The sequence below is a fragment of the Mycobacterium sp. 155 genome (genome assembly GCF_000373905.1).
In the GTDB taxonomy this organism is placed as follows: domain Bacteria; phylum Actinomycetota; class Actinomycetes; order Mycobacteriales; family Mycobacteriaceae; genus Mycobacterium.
Genome location: NZ_KB892705.1, coordinates 3,063,683 through 3,088,476 on the forward strand (window position 1 = coordinate 3,063,683; position 24,794 = coordinate 3,088,476).

Genomic DNA, 24,794 nt, shown 5'->3' on the forward strand with positions numbered 1-24,794 from the left:
GCCAGCAGAAACGGTGTCGCATGTGATTTTGACTACATATGTTGTCACTAACCGAACGCTACTTCTATGAGAGCTTCGCCGACCGTGACGAATTTGTACGCGCGGTCTATGACGATGTCTGCGCAGCAGCGATGACCGCATTGAGCAATGCGGCCACGCCGCGCGAAGCGGTGGAGCGCTTCGTTGCCCTGATGGTCGACGACCCCATCCGCGGCCGCGTGTTGCTCCTGACTCCGGAATCCGAGCCCGTGCTTGCCCGTTCAGGGGCGGAGTGGATGCCGAACTTCATCGACTTGCTGCAGCAGAGACTCATCCGCATCGCCGATCCGGTCCGTCAGACCATGGTGGCAACGAGCCTGATCGGTGCCTTGACCGCGCTGTTTACCGCGTACCTCAACGACAGGCTCCCGGTCAGCCGAGATCAGTTCATCGACTACTGCGTCGACATGCTCGTCGGACGCGTAGTCAGCTCAGCTTCTGACCGATTACTGGTCAGGCGTGCTGACGTCGGCCAGCTCGCCTTCCTCGGACGCGGACGACTCCGCTTGCTGCTCGGCGGCAGCCTTCGCGGCCTCGGCGTCAGCGGCAGCCTTGGCTGCACGCCCCTCCGGACTGGCCACCGACGCTCCGGGCTTGTTGGCCGACGCATACGCGCCTTCGCAGTTCAGGTAGAACTGGACCTCACCGGAGCGGTGGGAACCGTCGTTGGCGCTGGTGAAGGGTGGGGTCTGCGACCGCGTCACAATGCAGTCGCTCTCCGAGAGTTTGTCACCCACGCGGGCCGCGATCTTGACCGACAGCCCCGCATCCCCGGCCGCCGACGAGGCGTCCGCGTAGGTCTGTCCGACGTAGGGATCGGCAGCGGCAACGCCAGCGCCGAACAGGACGGTTGTCATGGCCGCCGTGGCCGCGATGGCCGAACCCGCCCCGACGACGAAAAGCTTCTTCACCTGTGCCGTACCTCCAAATCCACTGAGAAGTATTGACGGATGCTACCGCTATCTGCCGCGTGGCGCATGCCACTGTGCCACAAGGTGGAGTAACTTGATGTCACTGAGATACACAGATATATTGAGTGCAACCAGCGGGTACAGATAACTCGGACAGACGGTGACGAGGAAGGCCAACACCCATGTCGAAGGAAATGACCGACCTGCAGCTCCTACACGAGCTCGAGCCTGTCGTCGAGACAGCCATCAACCGGCACATGCGGATGCGTAAGGACTGGAATCCTCACGACTACATCCCGTGGTCCGACGGCAAGAACTACTACGCGCTCGGCGGTCAGGACTGGGAGCCCGGCCAGTCCAAGCTTTCCGAGGTCGCGCAGACCGCAATGGTCCAGAACCTGCTGACCGAGGACAACCTGCCGTCCTACCACCGCGAGATCGCGATGAACATGGGCATGGACGGCGCTTGGGGCCAATGGGTCAACCGCTGGACGGCTGAGGAGAACCGCCACGGCATCGCGCTGCGCGACTATCTCGTCGTGACCCGCGCCGTCGACCCGGTGGAGCTGGAAGAGCTGCGCGTCGAGCAGGTCACCCGCGGATTCTCCCCGGGCCAGAACCAGCAGGGCGACCTGTTCGCGGAGAGCCTGTTCGACTCGGTCATCTACGTGACGTTCCAGGAACTCGCCACCCGGGTGTCGCACCGCAACACCGGCAAGGCGTGTGACGACCCCATCGCCGACCAGCTGCTGCAGCGCATCTCGGGCGACGAGAACCTGCACATGATCTTCTACCGCGATGTCAGCGCCGCGGGTCTGGACATCTGCCCCAACCAGGCGATGGCCTCGCTGCACCGCGTGCTGGACAACTTCAAGATGCCTGGTTACACGGTGCCGGACTTCCGCCGCAAGGCCGTGGTGATCGCTGTCGGCGGCGTCTACGACCCGCGGATCCACCTCGATGACGTCGTGATGCCGGTGCTCAAGAAGTGGCGCATCTTCGAGCGTGAGGACTTCACCGGAGAGGGCGCTCGGCTACGCGACGACCTGGGCCGGCTGGTCCAGGAGTTGGAGGACGCCTGCGAGAAGTTCGAGGTCGCCAAGGAGCGCCGCCTGGAGCGTGAGCGCAAGATGGCCGAGAAGAAGGCCATGAAGAACCTCCTGGTGTCGTCATCGTCGTCGTAAGTCCCCCGGCTGCACCAGCGTCGACCCGATCCCCACTCCGGATCGGGTCGATCGCGTTGCGCAGCCCCGTGGTGCTCGCACCCATGGCGGGTGTGACCAATGTCGCATTCCGTACGTTGTGCCGTGAGTTGGAGGTGGCCCGCGCTGGCACCGTCAGCGGCCTGTACGTCTGCGAAATGGTCACGGCCCGTGCTCTGGTCGAGCGGCATCCCGTCACCATGCACATGACGACGTTTGCTCCCGGCGAGTCGCCGCGGTCACTGCAGCTCTACACCGTGGACCCGGAGACCACGTTCCGGGCGGCCAGGATGATCGCTGCCGAGGGGCTGGCTGACCACATCGACATGAACTTCGGCTGCCCTGTGCCCAAAGTCACAAAGCGCGGCGGCGGCTCGGCCCTGCCGTACAAGCGGCGGCTGTTCGGTCAGATCGTCGCGGCGGCCGTGCGCGGTGTCGAAGGCACCGACATCCCGGTGACGGTCAAGTTCCGGATCGGCATCGACGACGCGCATCACACCCACCTGGACGCCGGCCGGATCGCCGCCGAAGAGGGCGCGGCCGCCGTCGCGCTACATGCCCGCACCGCGGCGCAGCGCTACTCCGGCACCGCCGACTGGGAGCAGATCGCCGCTCTCAAAGCCCATGTCACCGGTGTTCCCGTGCTGGGTAACGGAGACATCTTCGAAGCCGACGACGCGCTGGCGATGATGGCGGCCACCGGCTGCGACGGTGTCGTCATCGGTCGTGGCTGCCTGGGCCGGCCTTGGTTGTTCGCCGAGTTGTCCGCGGCGTTCACCGGACGGCCCGCACCGACTCCACCGACGCTGGGCGAGGTCGCCGACATCGTCCGCCGCCACGGCGAGCTGCTCAGCGAGCACTTCGGCGAAGACAAGGGCATGCGAGATATTCGCAAGCACGTGGCCTGGTATCTGCATGGTTTCCCGGCGGGCGCGGACCTGCGCCGCGGGCTGGCTCTGGTGAAAACCCGGGCTGAACTCGACGAGTTGCTCTGCGGGCTGGACGGCGACACCGCATTTCCGGACGCGGCGACCGGCCCTCGCGGCCGTCAGGGCTCTGCGGCGTCGGTGTCACTGCCAGAGGGCTGGCTGGATGACCCCGACGACTGCGCGGTGCCCTTCGGCGCTGACGTGATGCACTCCGGAGGCTGACTGCCGGCCGCTCGGCCCGGTTTCGAGATGAGTCCGTCATCTTCTCTGGCTGGCCGACACCCGGGCCGCCTCGTTACGATGGGGGTTCGGTCGTGGCCGGCGGCGAAGATCGCAACCACGCTTATTGCTGCTAGGGACGCTCAACGCGTTCCGGAGGACTTGATGCGCACCGACGCGCACGCCCACCGAGTCGGAGGCCGGTAGAACATGAGTGACGGCGACAACGCCACTCCTGGCCATCGGCGACACGCACAAGACGCCGACGATAGTCAATGGCTTACCCGATCTCCGCTGTCATTTCCAGGCGCCGCGCCGTGGGAACGCGCAGATCATGTGGCCGACGCCAATCCGGCGCCCGCCGAGCCGACCGGCAGCCACGTCGATGGGGTCACCGTCGCCGACCTCATCGCACGAATGTCGCGCACTGATGACGTACCGGCCCCGCGCCGCTCGCGGCACCGCGCCGTCCCGGACGACGCGGTGATTACGGACCCGGCCTACGCCGAAGACCCGGCCTACGACCCCTCGCCGAATCGCGGAGACATTACGGACACCGCGGCCAGGCCCGCTGCGCCCGACGATCACCCCCGTTCGCCCGCACCGACACATCGCTTCTTGCGAGCAGGTCACGTGCCTCCGGCGCGCGCGGTCGGTCGTCCGATCGATCGAGATCCGCTGACGGAGATCATCGAGCCGGTGCCGGCGAACCACCATAGAGTGAAGCTGGCCGGCCGTGTCGTCGCCGCGCTGCTGGCAGTACTCGCACTGGTGCTGACGGGCGGCGCATGGCAGTGGCAGTCGTCGAAGAACAACATGCTCAACAAGGTCTCGGCGCTCGACCCGAATTCCCGCGACATCCTCGACCCCAACGCCCAATTCGGCGACGAGAACTTCCTGATCGTCGGTATCGACAGCCGGTTCGGCGCCAACGCCCAGATGGGTGCGGGCGACACCGAAGCCGCAGACGGTGCCCGCTCGGACACGATCATGCTGGTGAACATCCCGGCCAGCCGCAAACGCGTGGTCGCCGTCTCGTTCCCCCGGGACCTGGCGATCACGCCGATCAAATGCGAACCGTGGAATCCCGAGACCTCGACATACGGCCCTATCTATGACAAGGACACCGGCACCTACGGTCCGGACGAGGTATACACCGAGACCAAGATCAACTCGGCCTTCGCATTCGGCGGCCCCAAATGTCTGGTGAAGGTGATCCAGAAGCTGTCCGGCCTGTCCATCAACCGGTTCATGGCCGTCGACTTCGCCGGGTTCTCCAAGATGGTCGACGCGCTCGGCGGTGTCGAGGTGTGCAGCACCACCCCGCTGGAGGACTACGAACTGGGTACCGTCCTGGCCAATGCCGGGCGTCAAACCGTCGATGGCCACACTGCGCTGAACTACGTGCGCGCGCGCCAGGTGACCACCGAGTTCAACGGCGACTACGGCCGCATCAAACGCCAGCAGCTGTTCCTGTCCTCGTTGCTGCGTTCGCTGATCTCCAAGGACACGTTCTTCTCGCTGAGCAAGCTGAACAACGTCGTCAACATGTTCATCGCCGACAGCTACGTCGACAACATCAAGACCAAGGACCTCGTCGACCTGGGCCAGTCGGTGCAGGGCGTCAACGCCGGGCGGATCAGCTTCGTGACGGTGCCCACGGTCGGATACGCCGACGAGAGCGGCAACGAGACCCCGCGCACCGACGACATGCGGGCGTTGTTCGACGCGATCATCAACGACGATCCACTGCCGGGTGAGAAGAACCCCGACAACACCCCGGTCCCGGGCAGCACGCCGTCGAGCACCTCGGCCGCCCAGTCGTCCGAAACCCCGCAGACCGAGGCGCCGGCACCCGCGACCGACCCCACTCCCGCTGAACTCGTCAACGCTGTCACGACCGACCCGCAGGACGTCACCGTGCGCGTGTCGAACTCGACCGGCGCAGACGGACTCGCCGCGACCGCAGCCGAGGAACTACAGCAGCACGGCTTTAACGTGTCGAGCCCGGACGACTACCCAGAGGCGCTGTCAGCCACCACGGTGTTCTTCTCCCCCGGTAACGAGCAGGCCGCGGCCACGGTCGCATCTTCGTTCTCCAACCCGACGATCGAACGCGTGAGCGGCATGGGCAGCGTCGTGCGAGTGGTTCTGGGTTCCGATTTCCACAACGTGAACGCGCCCACGCCGAGCGGTTCGGAGGTGCAAGTGAACGTGGTGCACGGCACCAGCACCGTTCATACCGAGCTTCCCCCTGACCTGACCGTCACCAACGCCGCCGACACCACCTGTGAATAATCGGGGGCCATTCACCTTCCGTTCACCGGTAGCGTCGTGACGACCCGGCAACTGACCGCCTAATCTTGTCGCATGCGCACCCAGTACCACGAACAGTTGGATTCCCTCACAGACCAGCTCGGCGCGATGTGTGATCTTGCGGGTACCGCGATGGAGCGCGCCACCCAGGCGCTGCTGCAGGCCGATCTGGTCCTGGCTGAGCAGGTCATCACCGATCACGACCAGATTTCCGCGTTGAGCACGCGGGCCGAGGAATCCGCATTCGTATTGCTGGCACTGCAGGCCCCGGTCGCCGGTGATCTGCGTTCGGTGGTCGGCTCGATCCAGATCGTGGCCGACGTCGACCGCATGGGCGCGCTGGCGCTGCACGTCGCCAAGATCGCTCGGCGGCGCCATCCGCAGCATGCCCTGCCCGAGGAGGTCAACGGCTACTTCGCCGAGATGGGACGCGTGGCTGTGGAATTGGGCCACGCCGCGCGCGAGGTGCTGATCACCCGGGATCCGGAGAAGGCGGCCAGGATCCAGGAGGAAGACGATGCGATGGACGATCTGCACCGTCACCTGTTCACCGTGTTGATGGACCGGGACTGGAAGTACGGTGTGACCGCGGCCGTCGACGTGACATTGTTGAGCCGGTTCTACGAGCGCTTCGCCGACCACGCCGTCGAGGTCGCCCGCCGGGTAATCTTCCAAGTCACCGGTGTTTATCCGGACGGCGAGGCCATCACACAGCGATAGTCGGTATCAATCCGGCACCAACCGGACGCCGATTTTACGGGCGGCCGCCAGGTCGCCGAGCACCTTGGTCAGCACCTGCAGCTCGGCACTGCTGTAGCGCAGCAGGAAATCGCGCCACCCGGAATCCATTTCGGCATGCAGTTGGCGGTGCACATCGGCCACCAGCTCACCGTCCGCGGTGAGGTTGAGCTCGATCTCCTTGCGGTTGCCGGGAATTGGTTCTCGCGCTACCAGCCCGGCGACCACCAAACGCTGAACATGTTTGGACACCGTGCCTTTGAGCCTGCCCGACCGTGCCGCCAAACCCACCACACTGACGGGCCCGTCGGCGATATCGGCCAGCAGGTGCATGCTCAACGTGGGCAGATCCCGCACTGCGCGTTCCAGCCGGGCGGGGCACCGCGCCACCAGGAAATCACGTTCGGCGTCGCCGTCGTCGCCGTCGTCGAACTTGTCTCCGACTGCGCCGATCAGCGCGGTGATGTCATCGACCAGCGCGAGCTTGGTTTTCACGGAAACCATATTGCCATCTCACCCGCGGCCCGTATATCGTTTCCAGTGAAACTATATTCCGGGAAACCAAAGGAGTCGGCATGAAGGCCGCAGTCGTCAACGAATGGGGTCGGGTGCCCACCTACACCGATCTACCCGAACCTCAGCCCCGCGACGGCGCCGAGGTGGTCGCCGTCGAGTCGTCCGCCCTGACCAATCTCACTCGCGCGTTGGTATCTGGAAAGCACTACGCCAGCAAGGAGATTCAGCTCCCAGCCATTCCAGGTGTGGATGGGGTGGCCCGGCTCGCCGACGGCCGACGCGTCTATACCGGCGCGCTTGCGCCCTACGGCATGATGGCCGAGCGAACCCTCATCGATCCCCGCGGGGGCGTCGAGATCCCCGACACGCTGGACTCCGTGACCGCCGCGGCCCTGCCCAACCCGGGCGTCTCCGCGTGGGTCACATTGACCCATGCGGCCGCCGTCAAACCCGGCGACCACGTGCTGGTGCTCGGGGCAACCGGGGTCACCGGCGCCACGGCCGTGCAGCTCGCAAAGTCCGTCTTCGGTGCTGGCCAGGTTGTGGTCGCCGGTCGCGACCCCGACCGGCTGCAATGGCTGCGTTCCGTCGGTGCTGACGACGCAATCGCCCTCGGCACAGAAGATCTCGGGGCTCGCGTCGAGGCGCTACACGCGCAGCGGCCATTCGACGCAGTGCTCGACTACCTCTGGGGAAACCCGGCAGCGCAGACACTGGGCGCGCTCGCCGCGAGCCACCCGTCGGCGCACTACCACTCCACGCGGTTCGTCCAGATCGGCTCGATGGCAGGGCCCATGCTGGAGCTGGACGCCGGGGTGCTGCGCGGCAACGGCATCACCGTCAGCGGAGTGGGCATCGGCAGCGTCCCGCCGGAGGCCTTGCTCCAGGCCCGTACCGAGGGACTGACCCGGATGTTTGCGATGGTCGCGGCAGGCGAGTTGGAGTTGCGCACCCAGGCCCGGCCGCTGGCCGAGGTCGAGCAGGTGTGGACGGCCCGCGAACCATCAGGCACCCGGGTGGTGCTGACGCCTTAGCCCCGCGAGCAGACGTCAAAGCACCTGACACGCCGGGTTTCCGGGACCTTGGAGTCTGCTCGCGGGAGAAAGGAAAGAAGTCAGCCGAACCGGCCGGAGATGTAATCCTCGGTGGCCTTCTTGCTGGGGTTGGAGAAAATTTTCTCGGTGTCGTCGATCTCGACGAGCCGGCCGGGCTTGCCGGTGGCCTCGAGGTTGAAGAACGCCGTCTGGTCGCTGACGCGGGCGGCCTGCTGCATGTTGTGGGTGACGATGACGATCGTGTAGTCCTGCTTAAGCGTCGAGATGAGGTCCTCGATGGCCAGCGTGGAGATCGGGTCGAGTGCCGAGCAGGGCTCGTCCATCAGCAGCACATCGGGCTGCACCGCAATGGCTCTGGCGATGCACAACCGCTGCTGCTGACCGCCGGACAGGCCGCCGCCGGGCTTGTCGAGCCGGTCCTTGACCTCGTTCCACAGGTTCGCGCCCTTGAGCGAGCGCTCGGCGACCTCGTCGAGCATCTTCTTGTTGCGCGCACCCTGCAGCTTCAGTCCGGCAACCACGTTGTCACGAATCGACATGGTGGGAAACGGATTCGGCCGCTGGAACACCATGCCGATGGTCTTGCGTACGCCGACGGGGTCGACGCCGGCGCCGTAGATGTCCTCACCGTCGAGCAGCACCGAGCCCTCGACGCGGGCGCCAGGAATCACCTCGTGCATGCGGTTAAGGGTGCGCAGCACGGTCGACTTGCCGCAGCCGGACGGGCCGATGAATGCGGTGACGCTGCGTGGCTGCACCGACAGCGCGACATCGGCAACCGCGTGGAACGACCCGTAGTAGATGTTGACGTCTTTGAGATCGAGCCTCTTGGCCATGGTGTGCTCCTAGAACTTCTTGGGGGCAAAGATTTTGGCGACCAATCGGGCCGCGATGTTGAGCACCGCGATCAGCAGGATGAGCGTCAGCGCGGCACCCCAGAGCCGATCAGTTGGCACCGGGTTGGCACCGGCGCCTGCCGAGATCTGGTCGTACATCATGCCCGGCAGCGATCCCATGAACCCGTCGAACATGTCGAAGTTGATCGCTTGCGCATAGCCCACCAGGATCAGCAGGGGTGCCGTCTCGCCCATCACGCGGGCCAGCGCCAGCATCACACCGGTGACGATGCCGGACAGCGCCGTCGGGATCACGATGCGCAGTATGGTCTTCCACTTCGGCACGCCGAGCGCGTAGCTGGCCTCCCGCAGATCCATCGGGACGATGCGCAGCATCTCCTCGGTGGCGCGGACGATCACGGGAATCATCAACAGCACCAAGGACAGTGACACCGCGAAGCCCGACCGACCGAAGCCCAGGGTGGCCACCCACAGCGCGTAGACGAACAGCGCCGCGACGATCGAGGGCACACCCGTGAGGATGTCGACCATGAATGTGGTGAGCTTGCCCAGCCGGGTGCCGCCGCCGTACTCGACGAGGTACACCGCAACCATGACACCGATGGGAATGGAGATGATCGAGCACACGAAGCCTTGCAGCAGCGTGCCCACCAGGGCGTGGTAGACACCGCCGCCGGGAGCGAACGCGGTCATTCCCGACTGGGAGTTGGTGAACCACACCGGTGAGGTCAGGGCACTCCACCCCTTGGCGATCGCCGACCACAGCACCCACAGCAACGGCACCAGCGCGATCAGCATGGACCCCGAGACAAGCGCCGTCGCAGCGTGATTGGTGAGCTTGCGGCGAAGGCTGACGCCCTGAAAGACGGGTGTCTTGACCGGCTGGTCGAGTGTCGAAGTCATGACCGACCCTTTCCGGCGACGACGGCACGCGCCAGCGAGTTCACCACGAACGTGAGGATGAACAGCACGAGGCCTGCGGCAATGTAGGCGCCGGCTTTGTACTGATCGTTGAATTCGCTTGCGGTGGCGGCGATCTTGCTGGCGAAGGTGTAACCGCCGTCGAACAGGGACCAGCCGAATGCGGTCTGGGTGCCGCGCAGGATGATCAGCAGGGCGATGGTCTCGCCGAGTGCCCGGCCCAGGCCGAGCATCGCACCGCTGATGTATCCCGACATCCCGAACGGCAGCACCGTCGTCCGTACCACCTCCCAGCGGGTGGCGCCGAGGGCCAATGCGGCCTCGATCTGCCCGCGAGGGGTCTGCACGAACACCTCACGTGTCACCGCGGTGATGATCGGCAGGATCATCACCGCCAGCACGATGCCGGCCGTGAAGATCGTGCCGCCGCCGGCCAGCGACACATTGCCCGTCTTGAACAGGAACAGCCACGACAGATTCTCGTTGAGCCACACCGCCAGTGGTTTGAGTACCGGCGCCAGCACATACAAGCCCCACACGCCATAGACGATCGACGGCACCGCGGCCAGCAGATCGACCATGTAGGCCAGCGGACCCGACATCCGTTTCGGGACGTAATGGGTGAGGAAGACCGCGATGCCCAGTGCGACGGGCATCGCCAGAATCAACGAGAACACCGACACGAACACTGTCACCTGCAACAGGTCGAAGATGCCGAAGTGCATCGCCGAGGTGTCGGTGGTGATCCAGTTCCCGCCGTAGAGAAAGAAGTTCTCCTCATTGCGGGCGAGCGCCGGGATGGCCCGCCAGAGGAGGAACACCCCGATCGCCGCGATGAGCGCGACGATCAGAATGCCCGAACCTTCGGCCAGACCCCGGAAAATGCGGTCGCCCAGCCGGACTTTCGCCGCCCCGTGGGACGGTTCGGTGGGGATGGGTTCCGGCTGAAGGTCGGGCGCGGCAAGTGCGTCGCCCGACCCCGAGTCGGCAGGATCAGGTGTTGTCACGGTTGTCCCGTCTGGGCCCCTGTCGGTCATGCGATCGAAAGTCCATCCTCACCAGAATAATTGCGCCAGCGAACTAGGCGATCGCGTTGACCGCGGTAAGCAGGCGTTGTTTGAAGGCGTCAGGAAGCGGGACGTAGCCGGCGTCGCCGAGCCCCGCCTGACCCTGGTTGGCGGCCACGGTCAGGAACGATTTGACCGCTGCGGAGGTTTCGGCGTCGTAGCCCTTGGAGCAGACGATGTTGTAGGTCGCCAACACCAACGGGTAGGCCCCGGCTTCCTTGGAGCCGTACAGCGAATTGAGGTCGAGCACCAGGTCGTTGCCGTCGCCGGCGAACTTGGCGGCGTCGATCGCCTTGGCGGCCGAATCGTTGGTAAGCGCGACGGGGCCTGCGCCGCTGTCGATCTGCGCGGCGGCCAGCTTGGCCTGCTCGGCGAAGCCCTTCTCCACGTAGCCGATTGCTCCCGGAGTGTTCTGCACGGCCTGCACCACACCGGAGGACTTCTGCGCGCCTTCACCGGCACCGCCCTGGAATTCGCTGCCCGCTCCCTTGGTCCACGCCTGCGGTGCGGCGGCGGCCAGGTACTTCTGGAAGTTGTCGGTGGTGCCCGAAGAGTCCGACCGGTAGACCGGCTTGATGTCGGTGTCCGGCAGGTTGGTACCGGCGTTGAGTGCTGCGATGGCGGGGTCATTCCACTTATTGATCTGGCCCTGGAAGATCTTGGCCAGCACCTCGCCGTTGACGACGAGCTTGTCGACGCCCTCGAGGTTGTAAGCCACCGCGACGGGGCCGAACACCAGCGGCAGGTTCCAGGCCGGGTTTCCGCTGCAACGATCGGCCGCAGCCTTGACCTGGTCGCCGCTCAGCGCGGAGTCCGAACCCGCGAAGTCGACCTGCTTGGCGATGAATTGCTCGCGGCCCGCGCCCGATCCGGTCGGGTTGTAGGAGAGGTTCTTGCCCGGGCAGGCCTGACCCCACGCCTGGTTGAACAGCGCGATGGCGTTCTGCTGGGCCGTCGAGCCTTCTGCGGTCAACGCGTTCTTGCCACCACATTCGGCGGACGTCGCGGCGGTCCCGGAGGCCGACGAGCCGGATGTGGTGCCGGTGTTGTTGTCGCTACCGCAGGCGGTCAGCGTCAGCGCGGCGACGGCCGTCGCGGACAACGCCACTCCCAGCGGCGTACCGACCCTCTTACCAATGCTGTTGAGCTTCACGTATCCCACTTTCGGTTGACGGCGTCGGGCTCACCGGCAACGTATGCGGCCGCAGTGGACACTGCGATGACGGAATATGAACGGGCAGTGAACAGGTTTGGCGTGTTGACTGCTAGCGGCGTTGCGCGGGCCCATAGGCCGCATCGACAACGGCAACCTCGAAACCGAGTTTTCGGTAAGTGTTCACCGCTGCGGAGTTATCTGCCTCGACGTAAAGCATGACGGCAGACTGTGAACTGGCTGGCAGCGCCCCTGCGAGGTGATGCAGCCCCGTCAAAGTCAACACGGACCCCAGTCCGCGGCCCTGCGCCGATGGATCGACGCCCACCACGTAGACCTCACCGAGACCCGTACCACCCGGCAGGCCGCCGGCGTGGATCTTCGTCCAGTGGAAACCCACGAGCCGCCCGGATGATTTTGGGCCTCCTCGCGTGCGGGTCTCGTCGAACGCCAGGAACAGGCCCTCGGGGTCGAACCACGATTCCTCGCGGCGTTCGGCGATCTCCCGCTCGGTCCAGCCACCCTGCTCGGGATGCCAGGAAAAGGCCGCGTTGTTGACCCGCAGCAACTCGGCGTCGTCCTCTGGACCCCGGTACGTCCGGATCGTGATCCCCGCCGGGTCGCGCACCGGGGGCAGGTCGGCCAGGGGGCGACGCATCTGCAGCAGTTCCCGGACGATGACCAACCCGAGCGACGACGCGAGGGCCCGGGCGGGCTCGAGGTTGCCGTGTGCCCAGATCCGGGTGTCCGATCCACCGGCGGACAGCCCGGTACGGGCCAGCTCCGACCCGGTCCCCCGCCGTCTGTTCCGCGGGTGCACCACCAGCTCGGCCATCGCCGGATCACCATCGCCGGCCGGCGCCAGGTTGAGGTAGCCGATCAGATCATCGCCGTCCACGGCAACCAGGTGACGGGTCCGGTCGTGGGCGAGCTCGCGCAGTACCTGGTCACCGACCGGTGCGATCCCATCGGACTCCGTCGCGGTCGCGATGAGGGCGCGGATCTGCTGCTGATCGGCATCGGACAACGCCGTGCGCCAGCTCACCACCGTCACTTGGCCGGCAACCGATCGGCGAGCGAACCGTTGTCGAACGGCGGTGAGTAGTCGGCGTCATCGTCACCGTCGTCGGGTGGGGGCTCTGCGGCCGGCGTGCGTGCGCGGGAGGGACGCACCGCCTTGTAGCCGACGTTGCGCACGGTGCCGATCAACGACTCATACTCGGGCCCCAGCTTGGCGCGCAGTCGCCGAACGTGCACGTCGACGGTGCGAGTGCCGCCGAAGAAGTCGTATCCCCACACTTCCTGCAGTAGCTGGGCGCGGGTGAACACCCGACCGGCATGCTGCGACAGATACTTCAGTAGCTCGAACTCCTTATAGGTGAGGTCGAGCGGGCGGCCGCGCAGCCGCGCTGTGTAGGTGCCCTCGTCGATGACCAGCTCGCCAAGGGATATCTTGCCGGCGTTCTCCTGGCTGGCCGCGCCGCCGCGACGGCCCACCAGCAACCGAAGCCGGGCGTCGATCTCGGCCGGTCCGGTACCCGGCAACAGGACCTCGTCCAACCCCCATTCGTGGTTGACGGCGACGAGTCCGCCTTCGTTGAGCACCGCGACCACAGGCACCGTCCCGGTGGTCCCCAGCAGCCGACACAATCCGCGGGCGGCGGCCAGATCCGTCCGCGCATCGACGATCGTCACATCGGCGTTACCCGCCTCCAGGAGCGAGGGGACCTCGGTCGGTGCCGTGCGCACGCGATGCGCCAACAGCGACAGGGAGGGCAGGACGGTCTCCGGATGCGAATCGAGGGTAAGTAGCAGCAGATCCAACTGGTCCTCCGGCGCACCGGGAATCACTTTGGAACCGCCCCGGACGACGATGTCGGAGGTGATTTCGGTGGATTCATGACTGACACCTGGCCGTTACCGGCCAGATGTCTTCTAACGATAACGCCTTACCTGCAGATCGGCCCCACCGCGAGAAGCGTCCAGTCGGATGTGGGCAACAATATGCCGGTGCGGAAACTGGTGATCGGGTTCGTCGTGACCGTGGTCGCGCTCGTGGTCGCAGCAGTCGGTGTGGACTTCGGCGCCGCCATCTATGCCGAATACCGGCTGGCCCGCACGTTGCGCTCGGCGGCAGCGCTGAATTGGGACCCCACCGCTGCCATCCTCGGGTTTCCGTTCATCACCCAGGCCCGCCGACACCACTACAACGAGGTGGAGCTGCGTGCGATCGGCGTCGACCACCCCGTGGTCGGCAAGGCCTCACTGGAAGCCACCATGCACCACATCGACCTCACCGAGGCCTCCTGGCTCATCCGACCGAACGCTCCGATGCACATCGGGAAGCTGGAAAGCCGGATCATCATCGATTCCACTCATGTCGGCCGGTTCATGGGTATCGACGATCTGCTGGTCGAGGCTCCGTCCCGGGAGACCAATGACTCGACCGGCGGCACGACGGAATCAGGCATCTCCAGCAACCAGGGCCTGGTGTTCACCGGCACCCCCAGGGCCGCGGGAATCGACAAGCGCGTCAGCGTCACGGTCGACCTCAGCATTGCCGGCGACGACCACAGCACACTGGTGATGACTGCCACCGGCGTACTCACGGGAGCGGGCACCGCCGACGAGCCGGTCCCCGAGGACAAGACCGCCGCGGTGCTCGCCGAGTTCAGCAGCACCATCACCGGGCAGAAGCTGCCGTTCGGTATCGCACCCACCAGCGAGGGCGCCCGGGGCTCGGACATCATCATCGAGGGCATCGCCGAGGGAGTAACCGTCGAATTGAACGAGTTCAGGCAGACATGAGCACTTCCATGATCACCGTGATCGCGGTCCTCATCGCTGCCCTGGGCGCGGCGTATGTGATCGGCCGGCTCGTGACGCTGCGGGCGGGAATGTTGCGGGCCGCCGACGAGGCCGCCGCGGCCCTGGACACCTCCGATCTGGGCCTGTCCACCACCGGTCCGACCATCGTGCATTTCAGCGCGGTCTGGTGCGGACCCTGCGCGGGCGTGCGCCGCGTGGTCGATCAGGTCTGCGCCGAACTGCCCGCGGTGGCCCATGTGGAGATCGATATGGACGCGAATCCGGAGGCGGCGCGGCGTCTTTCGGTGTTGTCGCTGCCGACGACGTTCATCTTCGACGCCGAAGGGCATCAGCGATATCGCACCAGCGGCGTGCCCAAGGCTGCTGACCTGCGTACGGCGCTGGAACCACTGTTGGCCTGACTAGCCGGTTATTGGGTAAGCTGTCCGACGTGTCCCGCATTGAGCTTGTGCTCACCAAGCGCCGCGCAGTCGATCTGTGCCGCGTTGCGGGCTGCTGTTGTTGTTGCTGTTGAGCGCAGTCGCGCGTCTTGACGTGCCCGCTCGGAGTCGTCGCTCCGGCCTGCTCACCATCCAGCCTTTCAACAACAGGAGCTTGTTCGCATGTCAGTTCTCTACCCCCCAACCGGTCAGGTCGATGTCCGCGGGCCCCGATTCGCCGCCTGGGTTACTACTGGCGCACTGATCGTCACATTGCTGATCTCCGGGATCAGCAATGTGACCGCGGCAGCTCTGCTCGGTCTGCAGGCAGCGGTGTTCGCCATCGGCGCTATCAGCGGTCCTCGTCGGCATCCCTACGGCCGGATCTTCGCCACGCTGGTGGCGCCGCACCTTGGGCCCGTCACCGAGCGTGAGCCGGTCGCGCCGCTGAAGTTCGCACAACTGGTCGGTTTCGCCTTCGCGGTCGTAGGCACCGTCGGCTTTGCGCTCGCTATCCCCTCGCTGGGCCTGACAGCCACTGCGCTGGCCCTGATGGCGGCGTTTCTCAACGCCGCGTTCGGCATCTGCCTGGGCTGCCAGATCTATCCGCTGGTGACCCGTTTCCGTCGCACGCAAAGTCCCATCTCAACACCCGCCTGACTCTCTAAATATCAAGCAACCGAAAGGATCTCGTCTATGGCACGCTCCGACGTCCTGGTCTCCACCGAATGGGCCGGGAACAATCTCGATACTCCTGGCGTGGTATTCGTCGAGGTCGACGAGAACACCAGCGCTTATGACGACGAGGGCCACATCCCCGGCGCCGTCAAGCTGGACTGGAGAGACGACCTGCAGGACGCCGTCAAGCGCGACTTCGTCGACCAGCAGCAGTTCTCGAAGCTGTTGTCCGACAAGGGTATCGGCAATGACGACACCGTGGTCCTGTACGGCGGCAACAACAACTGGTTCGCGGCGTACGCCTACTGGTACTTCAAGCTGTACGGCCACGCCGACGTAAAGCTGCTCGACGGCGGCCGCAAGCGCTGGCAACTCGACGCCCGCCCGCTGATCAAAGAGACGCCTAACCGTGCTGCTACGTCGTACTCGGCCAAGCCGCAGGACCACAGCATCCGCGCCTTCCGCGACGACGTGATCGCCGCGATCAACGTCAAGAACCTGGTCGACGTGCGTTCGCCCGACGAGTTCTCCGGCAAGATCCTGGCCCCGGCGCACCTCCCGCAGGAGCAGAGCCAGCGGCCCGGGCACATCCCCGGAGCCATCAACGTTCCGTGGAGCAAGGCCGCCAACGAGGACGGCACCTTCAAGTCCGACGAAGATCTCGCCGCGCTCTACGCCGCCGCGGGCTTGGACGGCGAGAAGGAAACCATCGCCTACTGCCGGATCGGTGAGCGCTCGTCGCACACCTGGTTTGTGCTGCAGGAACTGCTGGGACACCAGAACGTCAAGAACTACGACGGCAGTTGGACGGAATACGGCTCCCTTGTGGGCGCCCCGATCGAGTTGGGAAGTTGATATGTGCTCTGCACCCAAGCAAGGACAGACGTTGCCGGCCGGCGTCGACCTGGAGAAGGAAACCGTGATCACGGGCCGCGTGGTCGATGGCTCCGGCCAGGCGGTCGGCGGGGCCTTCGTGCGCTTGCTGGACGCCTCCTATGAGTTCACCGCCGAGGTGGTCGCATCGGCGACCGGTGACTTCCGTTTCTTCGCGGCGCCGGGCACCTGGACCCTGCGTGCACTGTCGGCCGCCGGCAACGGTGACGCCAGTGTCGCGCCGACCGGTGCGGGCATCCACGAGGTCGACGTAAAGGTCGCCTAGCGACGATGGAGGCGAGGTACGAGCCGATGAGGAGCTAAGCTCGTCGGCCCCGCCTAGCGACGATCGAGGCGAGGTACGAGCCGATGAGAAACTAGGCTCGTCGGCCCTGCCTAGCGACGATGGAGACGAGGCACCCAGAGCGCCGAGATCTCTGCTTAGGAACTAGACTCGTCGCCGTGGTGCTCTTCTTCGAGATCATGCTCGTCGCGGCCGTCGTGGTCATCACGTGGTTCGCGTTGTACACCCTCTACCGGCTCGTCACCGACGAGTCGTGACGTCCAGACAGGACGGTCCCGAGCCGGTCGTGCCAGGTTCGGGTGACCGCGCGGTTGCCGCGGCTGCCGAAAGAGCAAAGGCGACGGCGGTGCGTAATGTGCCGGCGTTCCAGGATCTGCCGCTGCCGGCTGATACCGCGAATGTTCGTGACGGTGTCAACCTCAGCGACGCGCTGCTCGCGCTGTTGCCACTGGTCGGCGTCTGGCGCGGCGAGGGTGAAGGTCGCGACGCCGACGGTGACTACCGCTTCGGACAACAGATCGTGGTGTCCCACGACGGCGGTGACTACCTGAACTGGGAAGCCCGGTCCTGGCGGCTGAACGAAGACGGCGAATACGACTCACCGGGTCTGCGCGAGACGGGTTACTGGCGCTTCGTGAAAGACCCGACCGATCCGACGAGCCTTGATGAGACCCAGGCCATCGAACTTCTGCTGGCGCATTCGGCCGGCTATGTGGAGTTGTTCTACGGTCAGCCGCTCAACCAGTCCTCGTGGGAGCTGGCCACCGACGCACTGGCCCGCAGCCGTTCCGGCGTGCTGGTCGGCGGCGCCAAACGGCTCTACGGCATCGTCGAGGGCGGCGATCTGGCGTATGTGGAGGAGCGCGTCGACGCCGACGGTGGCCTCGTGCCGCACCTGTCGGCCCGGTTGACCAGGTTTGTCGGCTAGTGCACCACCTCGGATATGCGGTGGCCGTCCTGGCCGCCGCGGGAGCACTGGTCTCTTGCTCGACGGAGAGCGAACCCCAACCGGCGCCGGCCTCAACACCAGCCGAGCACGGCTCGTTCGCACACTGTCTCGCCGACCACGGTGTGCCCGCGGCACCCGGTCCGGTAACCGGCCCGCCGGCCGGAGTGGACGCCGGCACCTGGCAGAAGGCCATGACAGCATGTTCAGACTTGGCTCCCGGGCCAAGCTGACCAGTCATACAGCCGATACCTGACCCTGGCCCAGGGGTACGCGTCGTTGCCGCCGCGGTAACGGGGTTCGGATATGGGGCGGCCCCCGAGCCTTAGTTCCTGGTTGGACTGACCGAGTGGCTCGGGGGCCGGGTGACTGCGGGGAATTCGCCAGCGCGCGCAGGCAATTCGCCCGGCGCTGCTAGCGGGCAGCCACCTCACATGTCCATAAATCAATCAATTTGTCGGACCACCTCCTTCCCTGTGTACGAACGACCGTACCGTCATACCCGCACCGCGACAAGCGATTTAATCTCAGCGATCACTGACGATGGCCGCGTCCACCAACCCGGCCAGCTCGTCGTGAAGCGGCGCAAACGGTAACGGCTGCCCGTCCAGGGTGTGCACCCGGGCCGCCAGCGTGATGCTTGAGACGAGCCAAACGCCTTGTGCGGTAAGAAGATCCGCCGGCCGCAGCTGACGGTAGTCACAGTCGTAGCCCTTGCTGCGGGCCACTTCGAACAGCGCCTGCTGGGTGGTTCCGCGCAGGATCGGGTACCACGGCGGCGGGGTGAGCAACAGCAGCCCACCGGATTGGTCGGTAGTCGCGATGACCACGGTCGAACGCGGTCCTTCCAGCAGGTAGCCGTCCGAGCTGACGAAAATAGCGTCTCCGGCGCCGTGGCGGGCAGCATGCCGTAGTGCGGCCATGTTGACGGCGTAGGACAACGTTTTAGCGCCGGCCACCAGCCACGGCATGTCGGCTGCCCCGAGCGGCAGTCCCCGGTCCAGCGTGATTGCCGCGACCCCGTCCCGTCGCGCACCGGCCACCCGGTCGGCCAACCCTCCGATGGTGACAAACGCCGTCGGCGCCCCGCCGCTCTCCCGGCCCCGGCTGTACACCAGGCGCAGCACGCCGTCGCCGGCCTGATCGGACGAGTGCTCGACGGCCCAGCGCTGCACGCCGACGCCGATAGCGTTCCGCCAGGCCGGCAGGTCCGGCTCGGGCAGGTCGAGCATCCGGGCGGATTGACTGAGCCGGGCCAGGTGCGACTCCAACAGACATGGCCTGCCGTCGCGAACCAGGAGGGTCTCGAAGACGCCGTCGCCGCGCACCGCAGCCAGCTCGTCGGCGTGCAGGAGGGGCGTATCGGGGTCGTGGAGCTGCCCGTCCAGGGTGACCAGCACTGCTGGTTGACTCGCCATGGGGCGCCACCTTAGCGCCGATGAGCCGCTTGCGCGAAGAGCAACAAACGTAGAGTTGGACCATGTCAGAAGTACAGACAGCAGTGCCTGCGCCCGACGGCAGCCCCGACGCCGGTGCGGTGTGGCACTACGGCGATCCCCTCGGCGAGCAGCGGGCAGCGGCCCAGGAGTCGGTCGTGGTCGACCGGTCCCACCGGGCGGTGCTTACCCTCACCGGGAAAGACCGCCAGACTTGGCTGCACAGCATCTCCACGCAACACGTCAGTGCGCTGCCCGACGGAACCGTGACAGAAAACTTGAGCCTGGATCTGCAGGGCCGGGTCGAGGACCACTGGATTCAGACAGAGCTCGGCGGCACCACGTATCTGGATACGGAGTCCTGGCGGGCCGAACCGCTGCTGAGCTACCTGCGCAAGATGGTGTTTTGGGCCGACGTACAGGTCGAGCCCGCCGATCTGGCAGTGCTGTCCCTATTGGGCCCGGCGCTGGCCGACACTGCGGTTCTGACCGCGCTGGGCCTCCCGGCACTTCCCGCCGAGCTGTCAGCGGCGCCCTTGGCCGACGGCGGTTTCGTACGGCGCATTCCGTCCGGCACCATCGAACTGGATCTCGTGGTCCCCCACGACCAGGCCGCCGCCTGGAGCCAGCGTCTGCAGACAGCGGGGGTACGGCCGGCCGGGATCTGGGCGTACGAGGCGCAGCGGGTGGCAGCGCGTCGGCCCCGACTGGGCGTCGACACCGACGAACGCACCATCCCGCACGAGGTTGACTGGATCGGGTCCGCAGTCCACCTGGACAAGGGGTGCTACCGGGGCCAGGAGACCGTCGCGCGCGTGCACAACCTGGGCAGACCGCCGCGGATGCTGGTCCTGCTCCAGCTCGATGGGTCCTCCGAACGTCCTGCCACGGGCGACCCGGTGACCGCAGGAGGCCGCACCGTGGGCCGGCTCGGCACGGTCGTCGACCACGTCGACGAAGGCCCGATCGCGCTCGCACTGCTCAAACGCGGGATTCCGGTCGACACCCAGCTCATCACCGGTGGCGAGGTCGCGGTAGCGGCCGTCATCGACCCCGACTCCATGCCCGCGGCGGACACCACCGCAGGGGCCGGGCGGGCCGCGGTCGACCGGTTGCGCAGCGGTACGTAACGGTTGTCACGGTCGTCCGGGGCAGGGCCTGCCAGCACTTTGCCGCCGGGCACGGTAAAGTGTTGGCAGGACAATAAAGACACACAGATCGGAGCCGCCTAGCAAATGGGCCGCTCCGTTATTGCGCGAGGGGGTCCCCCCATGGGCCGCGGCCGGGCTAAGGCAAAGCAGACCAAGGTTGCACGTGAGCTCAAATACAGCTCACCGCAGACCGATTTCTCCCAGCTCCAACGTGAGCTGTCGGGTGGTCCCGATACCGAGGATGTAAACGATGACGCCGACGACTGGGCGAGCGAGGACGACTGGCGGCGCTGAGCTGACCAGCATCCCGGCCCCGCGGCAGCTTGGCTGCAGGGCCGGTCTCTTCTATCCGCGTAGAAAGTCGGCGCAGGGTTAGAAGCGTGGGTGCTGACCAACGAGTTGGGCGCGCAAACTGTCCTTTCCGCCCTTCTCGACGGTGCCCAGCGTCCAGCAGTTGAGGTGTCGCGCAGTCAGGATGGCCAGCGCACGGTCGGTGTCCTCCGGCGCGACGACGGCCACCATGCCGACGCCCATGTTGAACGTCTTCTCCATCTCGGCCCGTTCGATGCGGCCCCGCTGGGCGATCATCTGGAACACCGGTGCAGGCGTCCACGTGCCGCGGTCCAGCGTCGCGGTAAGCCCGTGCGGGACGACCCGTTCCAGGTTGCCGGCCAGGCCACCACCGGTGACGTGGCAGAACGTACGGACCTGGGTATCGGCCGCCAACGCAAGGCAGTCCTTGGCGTAGATGCGCGTCGGCTCCAGTAATTCCTCGCCGAGGGTTCGACCGAACTCCTCGACATGGCCCGCCAGGTTCATCCGGTCGATTTCCAGGAGCACCTTGCGGGCCAGCGAGTAGCCGTTGGAGTGCAAGCCGCTGGAGGCCATGGCGATGATCACATCGCCCGGCTTGACTCGATCAGGTCCCAGCACATCGTCGGCCTCGACGATGCCGACGCCTGTCGCGGAGATGTCGTAGTGCCCGGGCTCCATCAGTCCGGGATGCTCGGCCGTCTCGCCGCCGAGCAGCGCACAACCAGCCAGCACACATCCGTCGGCGATACCGGAAACGATGGCGCTGACGCGTTCCGGGACGGTACGCCCGACGGCGATGTAGTCCTGCAGGAACAGTGGCTCGGCCCCGCACACCACGAGATCGTCGACCACCATCGCGACCAGGTCCAGTCCGACGGTGTCGTGCTTGTCCATGGCTTGGGCCACTGCCAGCTTCGTGCCGACTCCGTCGGTCGACGAGGCCAGTACCGGCTCGCGGTAGCCGCCGCGCAGTGCGAACAGCCCGGCGAACCCGCCCAGGCCGCCCCGCACCTCGGGACGGGTCGCCTTGGCGGCGAGTGGTTTGAAGAGCTCGACGGCGCGGTCACCGGCTTCGATGTCCACCCCGGCCGATGCGTAGGAAATGCCCTGTTGCTCGGCGATGCCGTGCTGTGCGGCGCCTTTAGTCATCGCAAACAAGGCTACCGTCCCGGAGACCGGGCGCGCACAGCGGCGGCATCGTCAAGGCCGCGCCGGACGCCTCAGGGCCTACGTAATGCCGAGGCGTTGTCGTTGTCGGCCTGCAGCGAGATGCCGGTGCGCGCCGCAGGGATTTTTTCGCTCGCGTGCGCGGGGATTTTTTCGCTCCTCGCGTGCGTAGTGGCCAACATGTGCTCGATCACGTTCTTACCGAGCGCGCTCTCACCGGGAAGTTCAATCGGGTAGTTGCCGTCGAAACAGGCCGAGCACAACCGGGTGGCCGGCTGCTCGGTGGCGGCGATCATGCCCTGCAGGGAGACGTAGCCCAGGGTGTCGGCACCGATGGCGTGCCGAACGGCCTCGAGCATCTCGCCCTCGTGCTCCTGGGGCGCGGCGTTGGCGATCAGCTCCGCCGGGGTGGCGAAGTCGATGCCGTAAAAGCACGGCCATTTGACCGGCGGTGACGCGATCCGAACGTGCACCTCGACGGCGCCGGCTTCCCGAAGCATGCGGACCAGGGCGCGCTGCGTGTTGCCACGGACGATCGAATCGTCGACGACGATGAGCCGCTTGCCTCGGATCACCTCTCTGAGCGGGTTGAGCTTGAGTCGGATACCCAGCTGCCGGATGGTCTGCGAGGGCTGGATGAAGGTACGGCCCACATAGGCGTTCTTCATCAATCCCTGACCGTAGGGAATGCCCGATTCCTGGGCGTACCCCACCGCTGCCGGGGTGCCCGACTCCGGTACCCCGATCACCAGGTCGGCATCGATCGGGTGCTCACGGGCCAACCGTCGGCCGATATCGACGCGGGTCGCATGCACCGAGCGGCCGACCAGCGTGCTGTCCGGGCGAGCGAGGTAGACGTATTCGAAGACGCAGCCCTTGGGCTCCGGGTTCGCGAAGCGGGTGGAACGGACTCCGTCGGCGTCGATGGCCAGCAATTCACCTGGCTCGATGTCACGAACGAACGACGCACCGACGATGTCGAGGGCCGCGGTCTCGGACGCGACCACCCAGCCGCGGTCGAGTCGGCCCAGCGACAACGGCCGCACCCCGTGCGGGTCGCGGGCGGCGTAGAGGGTGTTCTCGTCCATGAAGGTCAGGCAGAAGGCGCCGCGCACCGTCGGCAGCAGCTCAAGCGCGGCCTGCTCCAGGGTGGCGTCGGCAGCGCCATGGGCCAACAACGCACCTAGGATGTCTGAATCCGTCGTGGCCGCGGGGCCAACCCTGGTGTAGATGAGGCCTGCTTCGCGCGCCCGCCGGGCGAGTTCGGCGGTGTTCACCAGGTTGCCGTTGTGTCCGAGCGCCACCCCGGTGCCGGCCGCGGTGTTACGGAAGACGGGTTGGGCGTTCTCCCACGTGGTGGAACCGGTCGTCGAATAGCGACAGTGGCCGACGGCGACATGGCCCGGCATCGCGGCCAGGGTCTGCTCGTCGAACACCTGGCTGACCAGGCCGAGATCCTTGAACACCAGGATCTGCGAGCCATCGGAAACCGCGATGCCCGCGGCTTCCTGGCCACGGTGTTGCAGTGCGTACAGGCCGTAGTAGGCGAGCTTGGCGACGTCCTCGCCAGGGGCCCACACCCCGAATACGCCACACTCCTCGCGCGGTTCGTTTTCGTCGAGTTCCTGACCAGTCACGATAGGGCTGCTCCCAGGGCGGCGGTTGGTGAGATAACCGAGTCTACGGTCCAGGTGGGCCCGAAAAGGAATCGAATGGCCGCTGTGGTACCGGCAATGTGCAACAGCGCACCCGACAATTACATTTCCAGCCCCGTCCTCCAAGACACGGCCGACCGTGCCCTGATCTGTCGAGATAGCCCCAGCGATGAACCACATGCCAACGGCATGGATGGATTTCGTGACGCATCAATTCTCCGAGGAGCTAAGTACCGGCCCGCCGATGTCGCCGGAGAGCCTTAGCCGCAACCGTGGCCGGAGGTGACGAAGATCGCATTCCAGTTCCGCTTCCTGTGCTTCGGCTGTGATATGGCAGCGGGGTTCTGCCGAATCCGGTGCTGAGCTGGGTCGGCAGCCACGTCTTCGATGTCCAGGCAGCACCGCACCCCGGATGGACGGGCGCCGTGGAGGTGCTCGCCGGTCTTCTTGTTGTTCATGACCTCGGGGTCCCGGTCGAGATCCTGTCCGGACGCCTGCTGGCGATGATCCTGATGCTGCTCACACCGCAGCTGCGCCTGTTGACGAATCTCGCTGTCCCGCAACGTCTGATGGCTCTCGATCAGATTGACCTGGCCAATTCACCCTGCGTAACAGGGGTTTTCACTGAGTGCAAGAGTATTCGTATTTCGTTGAGGGTCACAGAGCGACCAGCGGAAGCCACCGCGCAACCTCGGTGGCCCGCGAACCCGACAACTGCACGGCCCCGGCGACGTCCTCGAGCGACCGCAGTCCGGTGGCCAGCAGCAACCAGGTGCGCGGATCGGTTTCGACGACGTTCGGCGGTGTCCCCCGGGTGTGCCGTGGTCCCTGGATGCACTGCACCGCGACGAACGGTGGGACGCGCACCTCGACGCTGGCTCCTGGTGCGAGTCCGGCCAGCGTGCGCGCGGTGAGCCGCACCGCGTCGGCCAGTTGGCCACGCGCGGGTGCGGGTGCGTCGGCGTCCCGCAACCAGTCGGCCACTGCGGATACGGCGGCCCGGGTCTTCACCGGATCGGCACTACCGCGGGCTGCCATACCTCAGTGTCTCAAAGTGTTTGCCGATGGCCACAATCCGCCCTACCGATGTTCATCGAC

The 24,794-nt window shown here is 66.0% G+C and carries 26 protein-coding genes and 1 pseudogene; 15 read left to right on the forward strand and 12 right to left on the reverse strand.

Annotation, left to right across the window (positions count from 1 at the left end; genetic code table 11):
* Positions 1–47: 47 nt before the first annotated feature.
* Positions 48–470, forward strand: a pseudogene (locus B133_RS24950) (TetR/AcrR family transcriptional regulator); the annotation flags it as partial.
* Between the two features lie 15 nt (positions 471–485).
* Here B133_RS24950 and B133_RS0114665 read toward each other — a convergent pair.
* The gene (locus tag B133_RS0114665) at positions 486–950 is read right to left on the reverse strand and encodes a hypothetical protein (RefSeq protein WP_018602113.1); all 465 of its coding nucleotides are present in this window, start codon (positions 948–950) and stop codon (positions 486–488) included.
* Between the two features lie 182 nt (positions 951–1,132).
* Here B133_RS0114665 and B133_RS0114670 point away from each other — a divergent pair, with 182 nt between their 5' ends.
* From B133_RS0114670 to phoU, 4 genes are all read left to right on the forward strand, one after another.
* Complete coding sequence (locus B133_RS0114670; protein WP_026256451.1) at positions 1,133–2,134, forward strand: acyl-ACP desaturase; 1,002 nt, start codon at positions 1,133–1,135, stop codon at positions 2,132–2,134.
* The gene (gene dusB / locus B133_RS0114675; RefSeq protein ID WP_198291073.1) at positions 2,122–3,303 is read left to right on the forward strand and encodes a tRNA dihydrouridine synthase DusB; all 1,182 of its coding nucleotides are present in this window, start codon (positions 2,122–2,124) and stop codon (positions 3,301–3,303) included. The genes B133_RS0114670 and dusB overlap by 13 nt, the downstream gene beginning before the upstream one ends.
* Before the next feature lie 207 nt (positions 3,304–3,510).
* A complete protein-coding gene (locus B133_RS0114680) occupies positions 3,511–5,598 on the forward strand; it encodes an LCP family protein (RefSeq protein ID WP_026256453.1) in 2,088 nt (695 codons plus the stop codon).
* A 72-nt stretch (positions 5,599–5,670) separates the two neighbouring features.
* Complete coding sequence (gene phoU, locus B133_RS0114685; RefSeq protein ID WP_018602122.1) at positions 5,671–6,336, forward strand: phosphate signaling complex protein PhoU; 666 nt, start codon at positions 5,671–5,673, stop codon at positions 6,334–6,336.
* Positions 6,337–6,342: 6 nt separating this feature from the next.
* On the opposite strand, the gene B133_RS0114690 is transcribed toward phoU, so the two are convergent.
* Positions 6,343–6,849: a MarR family winged helix-turn-helix transcriptional regulator gene (locus B133_RS0114690; protein WP_026256454.1), complete on the reverse strand. Its 507-nt coding sequence runs from the start codon at positions 6,847–6,849 to the stop codon at positions 6,343–6,345.
* Between the two features lie 80 nt (positions 6,850–6,929).
* Between B133_RS0114690 and B133_RS0114695 the strand changes: the two genes are divergently transcribed.
* Complete coding sequence (locus B133_RS0114695; protein ID WP_018602125.1) at positions 6,930–7,904, forward strand: zinc-binding alcohol dehydrogenase family protein; 975 nt, start codon at positions 6,930–6,932, stop codon at positions 7,902–7,904.
* Positions 7,905–7,984: 80 nt separating this feature from the next.
* Here B133_RS0114695 and pstB read toward each other — a convergent pair whose 3' ends face one another.
* The 6 genes from pstB to B133_RS0114725 all read right to left on the reverse strand — a co-directional run bounded on the left by pstB (position 7,985) and on the right by B133_RS0114725 (position 13,747).
* On the reverse strand, positions 7,985–8,761 hold the full coding sequence (gene pstB / locus B133_RS24955; RefSeq protein ID WP_018602127.1) for a phosphate ABC transporter ATP-binding protein PstB: 777 nt from the start codon (positions 8,759–8,761) through the stop codon (positions 7,985–7,987).
* A 9-nt stretch (positions 8,762–8,770) separates the two neighbouring features.
* The gene (gene pstA, locus B133_RS24960; RefSeq protein ID WP_018602129.1) at positions 8,771–9,685 is read right to left on the reverse strand and encodes a phosphate ABC transporter permease PstA; all 915 of its coding nucleotides are present in this window, start codon (positions 9,683–9,685) and stop codon (positions 8,771–8,773) included.
* Positions 9,682–10,740 (reverse strand): phosphate ABC transporter permease subunit PstC, encoded by a 1,059-nt coding sequence (gene pstC, locus B133_RS0114710; protein ID WP_026256455.1) that lies wholly within the window; start codon positions 10,738–10,740, stop codon positions 9,682–9,684. The genes pstA and pstC overlap by 4 nt, the downstream gene beginning before the upstream one ends.
* Before the next feature lie 43 nt (positions 10,741–10,783).
* On the reverse strand, positions 10,784–11,923 hold the full coding sequence (gene pstS, locus B133_RS0114715) for a phosphate ABC transporter substrate-binding protein PstS (RefSeq protein WP_026256456.1): 1,140 nt from the start codon (positions 11,921–11,923) through the stop codon (positions 10,784–10,786).
* Positions 11,924–12,035: 112 nt separating this feature from the next.
* Positions 12,036–12,977: a mycothiol synthase gene (mshD, locus tag B133_RS0114720; protein WP_018602136.1), complete on the reverse strand. Its 942-nt coding sequence runs from the start codon at positions 12,975–12,977 to the stop codon at positions 12,036–12,038.
* The gene (locus B133_RS0114725; protein ID WP_026256457.1) at positions 12,974–13,747 is read right to left on the reverse strand and encodes a response regulator transcription factor; all 774 of its coding nucleotides are present in this window, start codon (positions 13,745–13,747) and stop codon (positions 12,974–12,976) included. The genes mshD and B133_RS0114725 overlap by 4 nt, the downstream gene beginning before the upstream one ends.
* Before the next feature lie 180 nt (positions 13,748–13,927).
* Here B133_RS0114725 and lmeA point away from each other — a divergent pair, with 180 nt between their 5' ends.
* The 7 genes from lmeA to B133_RS0114760 all read left to right on the forward strand — a co-directional run bounded on the left by lmeA (position 13,928) and on the right by B133_RS0114760 (position 17,954).
* Positions 13,928–14,731, forward strand: coding sequence for a mannan chain length control protein LmeA (lmeA, locus tag B133_RS0114730; RefSeq protein WP_036419248.1), 804 nt, complete (start codon positions 13,928–13,930; stop codon positions 14,729–14,731).
* Positions 14,728–15,153 carry a thioredoxin family protein gene (locus B133_RS0114735; protein WP_018602143.1) on the forward strand — a complete coding sequence of 142 codons (426 nt, stop codon included), beginning with the start codon at positions 14,728–14,730 and terminating at the stop codon, positions 15,151–15,153. The genes lmeA and B133_RS0114735 overlap by 4 nt, the downstream gene beginning before the upstream one ends.
* A gap of 29 nt (positions 15,154–15,182) precedes the next feature.
* The gene (locus tag B133_RS25350; RefSeq protein ID WP_369751492.1) at positions 15,183–15,266 is read left to right on the forward strand and encodes an Ms5788A family Cys-rich leader peptide; all 84 of its coding nucleotides are present in this window, start codon (positions 15,183–15,185) and stop codon (positions 15,264–15,266) included.
* Positions 15,267–15,354: 88 nt separating this feature from the next.
* Positions 15,355–15,831 (forward strand): DUF4395 domain-containing protein, encoded by a 477-nt coding sequence (locus tag B133_RS0114740; RefSeq protein ID WP_018602146.1) that lies wholly within the window; start codon positions 15,355–15,357, stop codon positions 15,829–15,831.
* A 36-nt stretch (positions 15,832–15,867) separates the two neighbouring features.
* Positions 15,868–16,704, forward strand: coding sequence for a sulfurtransferase (locus B133_RS0114745; protein WP_018602148.1), 837 nt, complete (start codon positions 15,868–15,870; stop codon positions 16,702–16,704).
* Between the two features lies 1 nt (position 16,705).
* The gene (locus tag B133_RS0114750) at positions 16,706–17,008 is read left to right on the forward strand and encodes a DUF1416 domain-containing protein (RefSeq protein ID WP_018602150.1); all 303 of its coding nucleotides are present in this window, start codon (positions 16,706–16,708) and stop codon (positions 17,006–17,008) included.
* Between the two features lie 271 nt (positions 17,009–17,279).
* A complete protein-coding gene (locus B133_RS0114760; protein WP_018602153.1) occupies positions 17,280–17,954 on the forward strand; it encodes an FABP family protein in 675 nt (224 codons plus the stop codon).
* 545 nt (positions 17,955–18,499) lie between these two features.
* Here the strand turns inward: B133_RS0114760 and B133_RS0114765 are convergent.
* On the reverse strand, positions 18,500–19,390 hold the full coding sequence (locus B133_RS0114765) for an aminodeoxychorismate lyase (protein ID WP_026256458.1): 891 nt from the start codon (positions 19,388–19,390) through the stop codon (positions 18,500–18,502).
* Between the two features lie 62 nt (positions 19,391–19,452).
* On the opposite strand from B133_RS0114765, the gene B133_RS0114770 reads away from it, so the two are divergent.
* Together B133_RS0114770 and B133_RS23770 are read left to right on the forward strand one after the other, a co-directional pair.
* Entirely contained in the window at positions 19,453–20,538 is a 1,086-nt protein-coding gene (locus B133_RS0114770) for a folate-binding protein YgfZ (RefSeq protein ID WP_026256459.1), read from the forward strand.
* Positions 20,539–20,679: 141 nt separating this feature from the next.
* A complete protein-coding gene (locus tag B133_RS23770) occupies positions 20,680–20,853 on the forward strand; it encodes a DUF3073 domain-containing protein (RefSeq protein WP_018602160.1) in 174 nt (57 codons plus the stop codon).
* 78 nt (positions 20,854–20,931) lie between these two features.
* Here the strand turns inward: B133_RS23770 and purM are convergent, their stop codons facing one another.
* The 3 genes from purM to B133_RS22835 form a co-directional block, all read right to left on the reverse strand.
* Positions 20,932–22,023 (reverse strand): phosphoribosylformylglycinamidine cyclo-ligase, encoded by a 1,092-nt coding sequence (gene purM, locus B133_RS0114780; protein ID WP_018602161.1) that lies wholly within the window; start codon positions 22,021–22,023, stop codon positions 20,932–20,934.
* A 71-nt stretch (positions 22,024–22,094) separates the two neighbouring features.
* Positions 22,095–23,678 (reverse strand): amidophosphoribosyltransferase, encoded by a 1,584-nt coding sequence (gene purF / locus B133_RS0114785; protein ID WP_018602163.1) that lies wholly within the window; start codon positions 23,676–23,678, stop codon positions 22,095–22,097.
* A gap of 675 nt (positions 23,679–24,353) precedes the next feature.
* Positions 24,354–24,734: a sterol carrier family protein gene (locus tag B133_RS22835; protein WP_018602166.1), complete on the reverse strand. Its 381-nt coding sequence runs from the start codon at positions 24,732–24,734 to the stop codon at positions 24,354–24,356.
* Positions 24,735–24,794 lie beyond the last annotated feature (60 nt).

Excerpts from the sequence above, each read along its gene's own strand:
- B133_RS0114670 (WP_026256451.1), top strand. The coding sequence starts at position 1,133 with ATGTCGAAGGAAATGACCGACCTGCAGCTCCTACACGAGCTCGAGCCT.
- B133_RS0114680 (WP_026256453.1), top strand. The coding sequence starts at position 3,511 with ATGAGTGACGGCGACAACGCCACTCCTGGCCATCGGCGACACGCACAA.
- phoU (WP_018602122.1), top strand. The coding sequence starts at position 5,671 with ATGCGCACCCAGTACCACGAACAGTTGGATTCCCTCACAGACCAGCTC.
- B133_RS0114695 (WP_018602125.1), top strand. The coding sequence starts at position 6,930 with ATGAAGGCCGCAGTCGTCAACGAATGGGGTCGGGTGCCCACCTACACC.
- pstB (WP_018602127.1), bottom strand. The coding sequence starts at position 8,761 with ATGGCCAAGAGGCTCGATCTCAAAGACGTCAACATCTACTACGGGTCG.
- pstA (WP_018602129.1), bottom strand. The coding sequence starts at position 9,685 with ATGACTTCGACACTCGACCAGCCGGTCAAGACACCCGTCTTTCAGGGC.
- pstC (WP_026256455.1), bottom strand. The coding sequence starts at position 10,740 with ATGACCGACAGGGGCCCAGACGGGACAACCGTGACAACACCTGATCCT.
- lmeA (WP_036419248.1), top strand. The coding sequence starts at position 13,928 with ATGCCGGTGCGGAAACTGGTGATCGGGTTCGTCGTGACCGTGGTCGCG.
- B133_RS0114735 (WP_018602143.1), top strand. The coding sequence starts at position 14,728 with ATGAGCACTTCCATGATCACCGTGATCGCGGTCCTCATCGCTGCCCTG.
- B133_RS0114740 (WP_018602146.1), top strand. The coding sequence starts at position 15,355 with ATGTCAGTTCTCTACCCCCCAACCGGTCAGGTCGATGTCCGCGGGCCC.
- B133_RS0114745 (WP_018602148.1), top strand. The coding sequence starts at position 15,868 with ATGGCACGCTCCGACGTCCTGGTCTCCACCGAATGGGCCGGGAACAAT.
- B133_RS0114750 (WP_018602150.1), top strand. The coding sequence starts at position 16,706 with ATGTGCTCTGCACCCAAGCAAGGACAGACGTTGCCGGCCGGCGTCGAC.
- B133_RS0114765 (WP_026256458.1), bottom strand. The coding sequence starts at position 19,390 with ATGGCGAGTCAACCAGCAGTGCTGGTCACCCTGGACGGGCAGCTCCAC.
- B133_RS0114770 (WP_026256459.1), top strand. The coding sequence starts at position 19,453 with ATGTCAGAAGTACAGACAGCAGTGCCTGCGCCCGACGGCAGCCCCGAC.
- B133_RS23770 (WP_018602160.1), top strand. The coding sequence starts at position 20,680 with ATGGGCCGCGGCCGGGCTAAGGCAAAGCAGACCAAGGTTGCACGTGAG.
- purM (WP_018602161.1), bottom strand. The coding sequence starts at position 22,023 with ATGACTAAAGGCGCCGCACAGCACGGCATCGCCGAGCAACAGGGCATT.
- B133_RS22835 (WP_018602166.1), bottom strand. The coding sequence starts at position 24,734 with ATGGCAGCCCGCGGTAGTGCCGATCCGGTGAAGACCCGGGCCGCCGTA.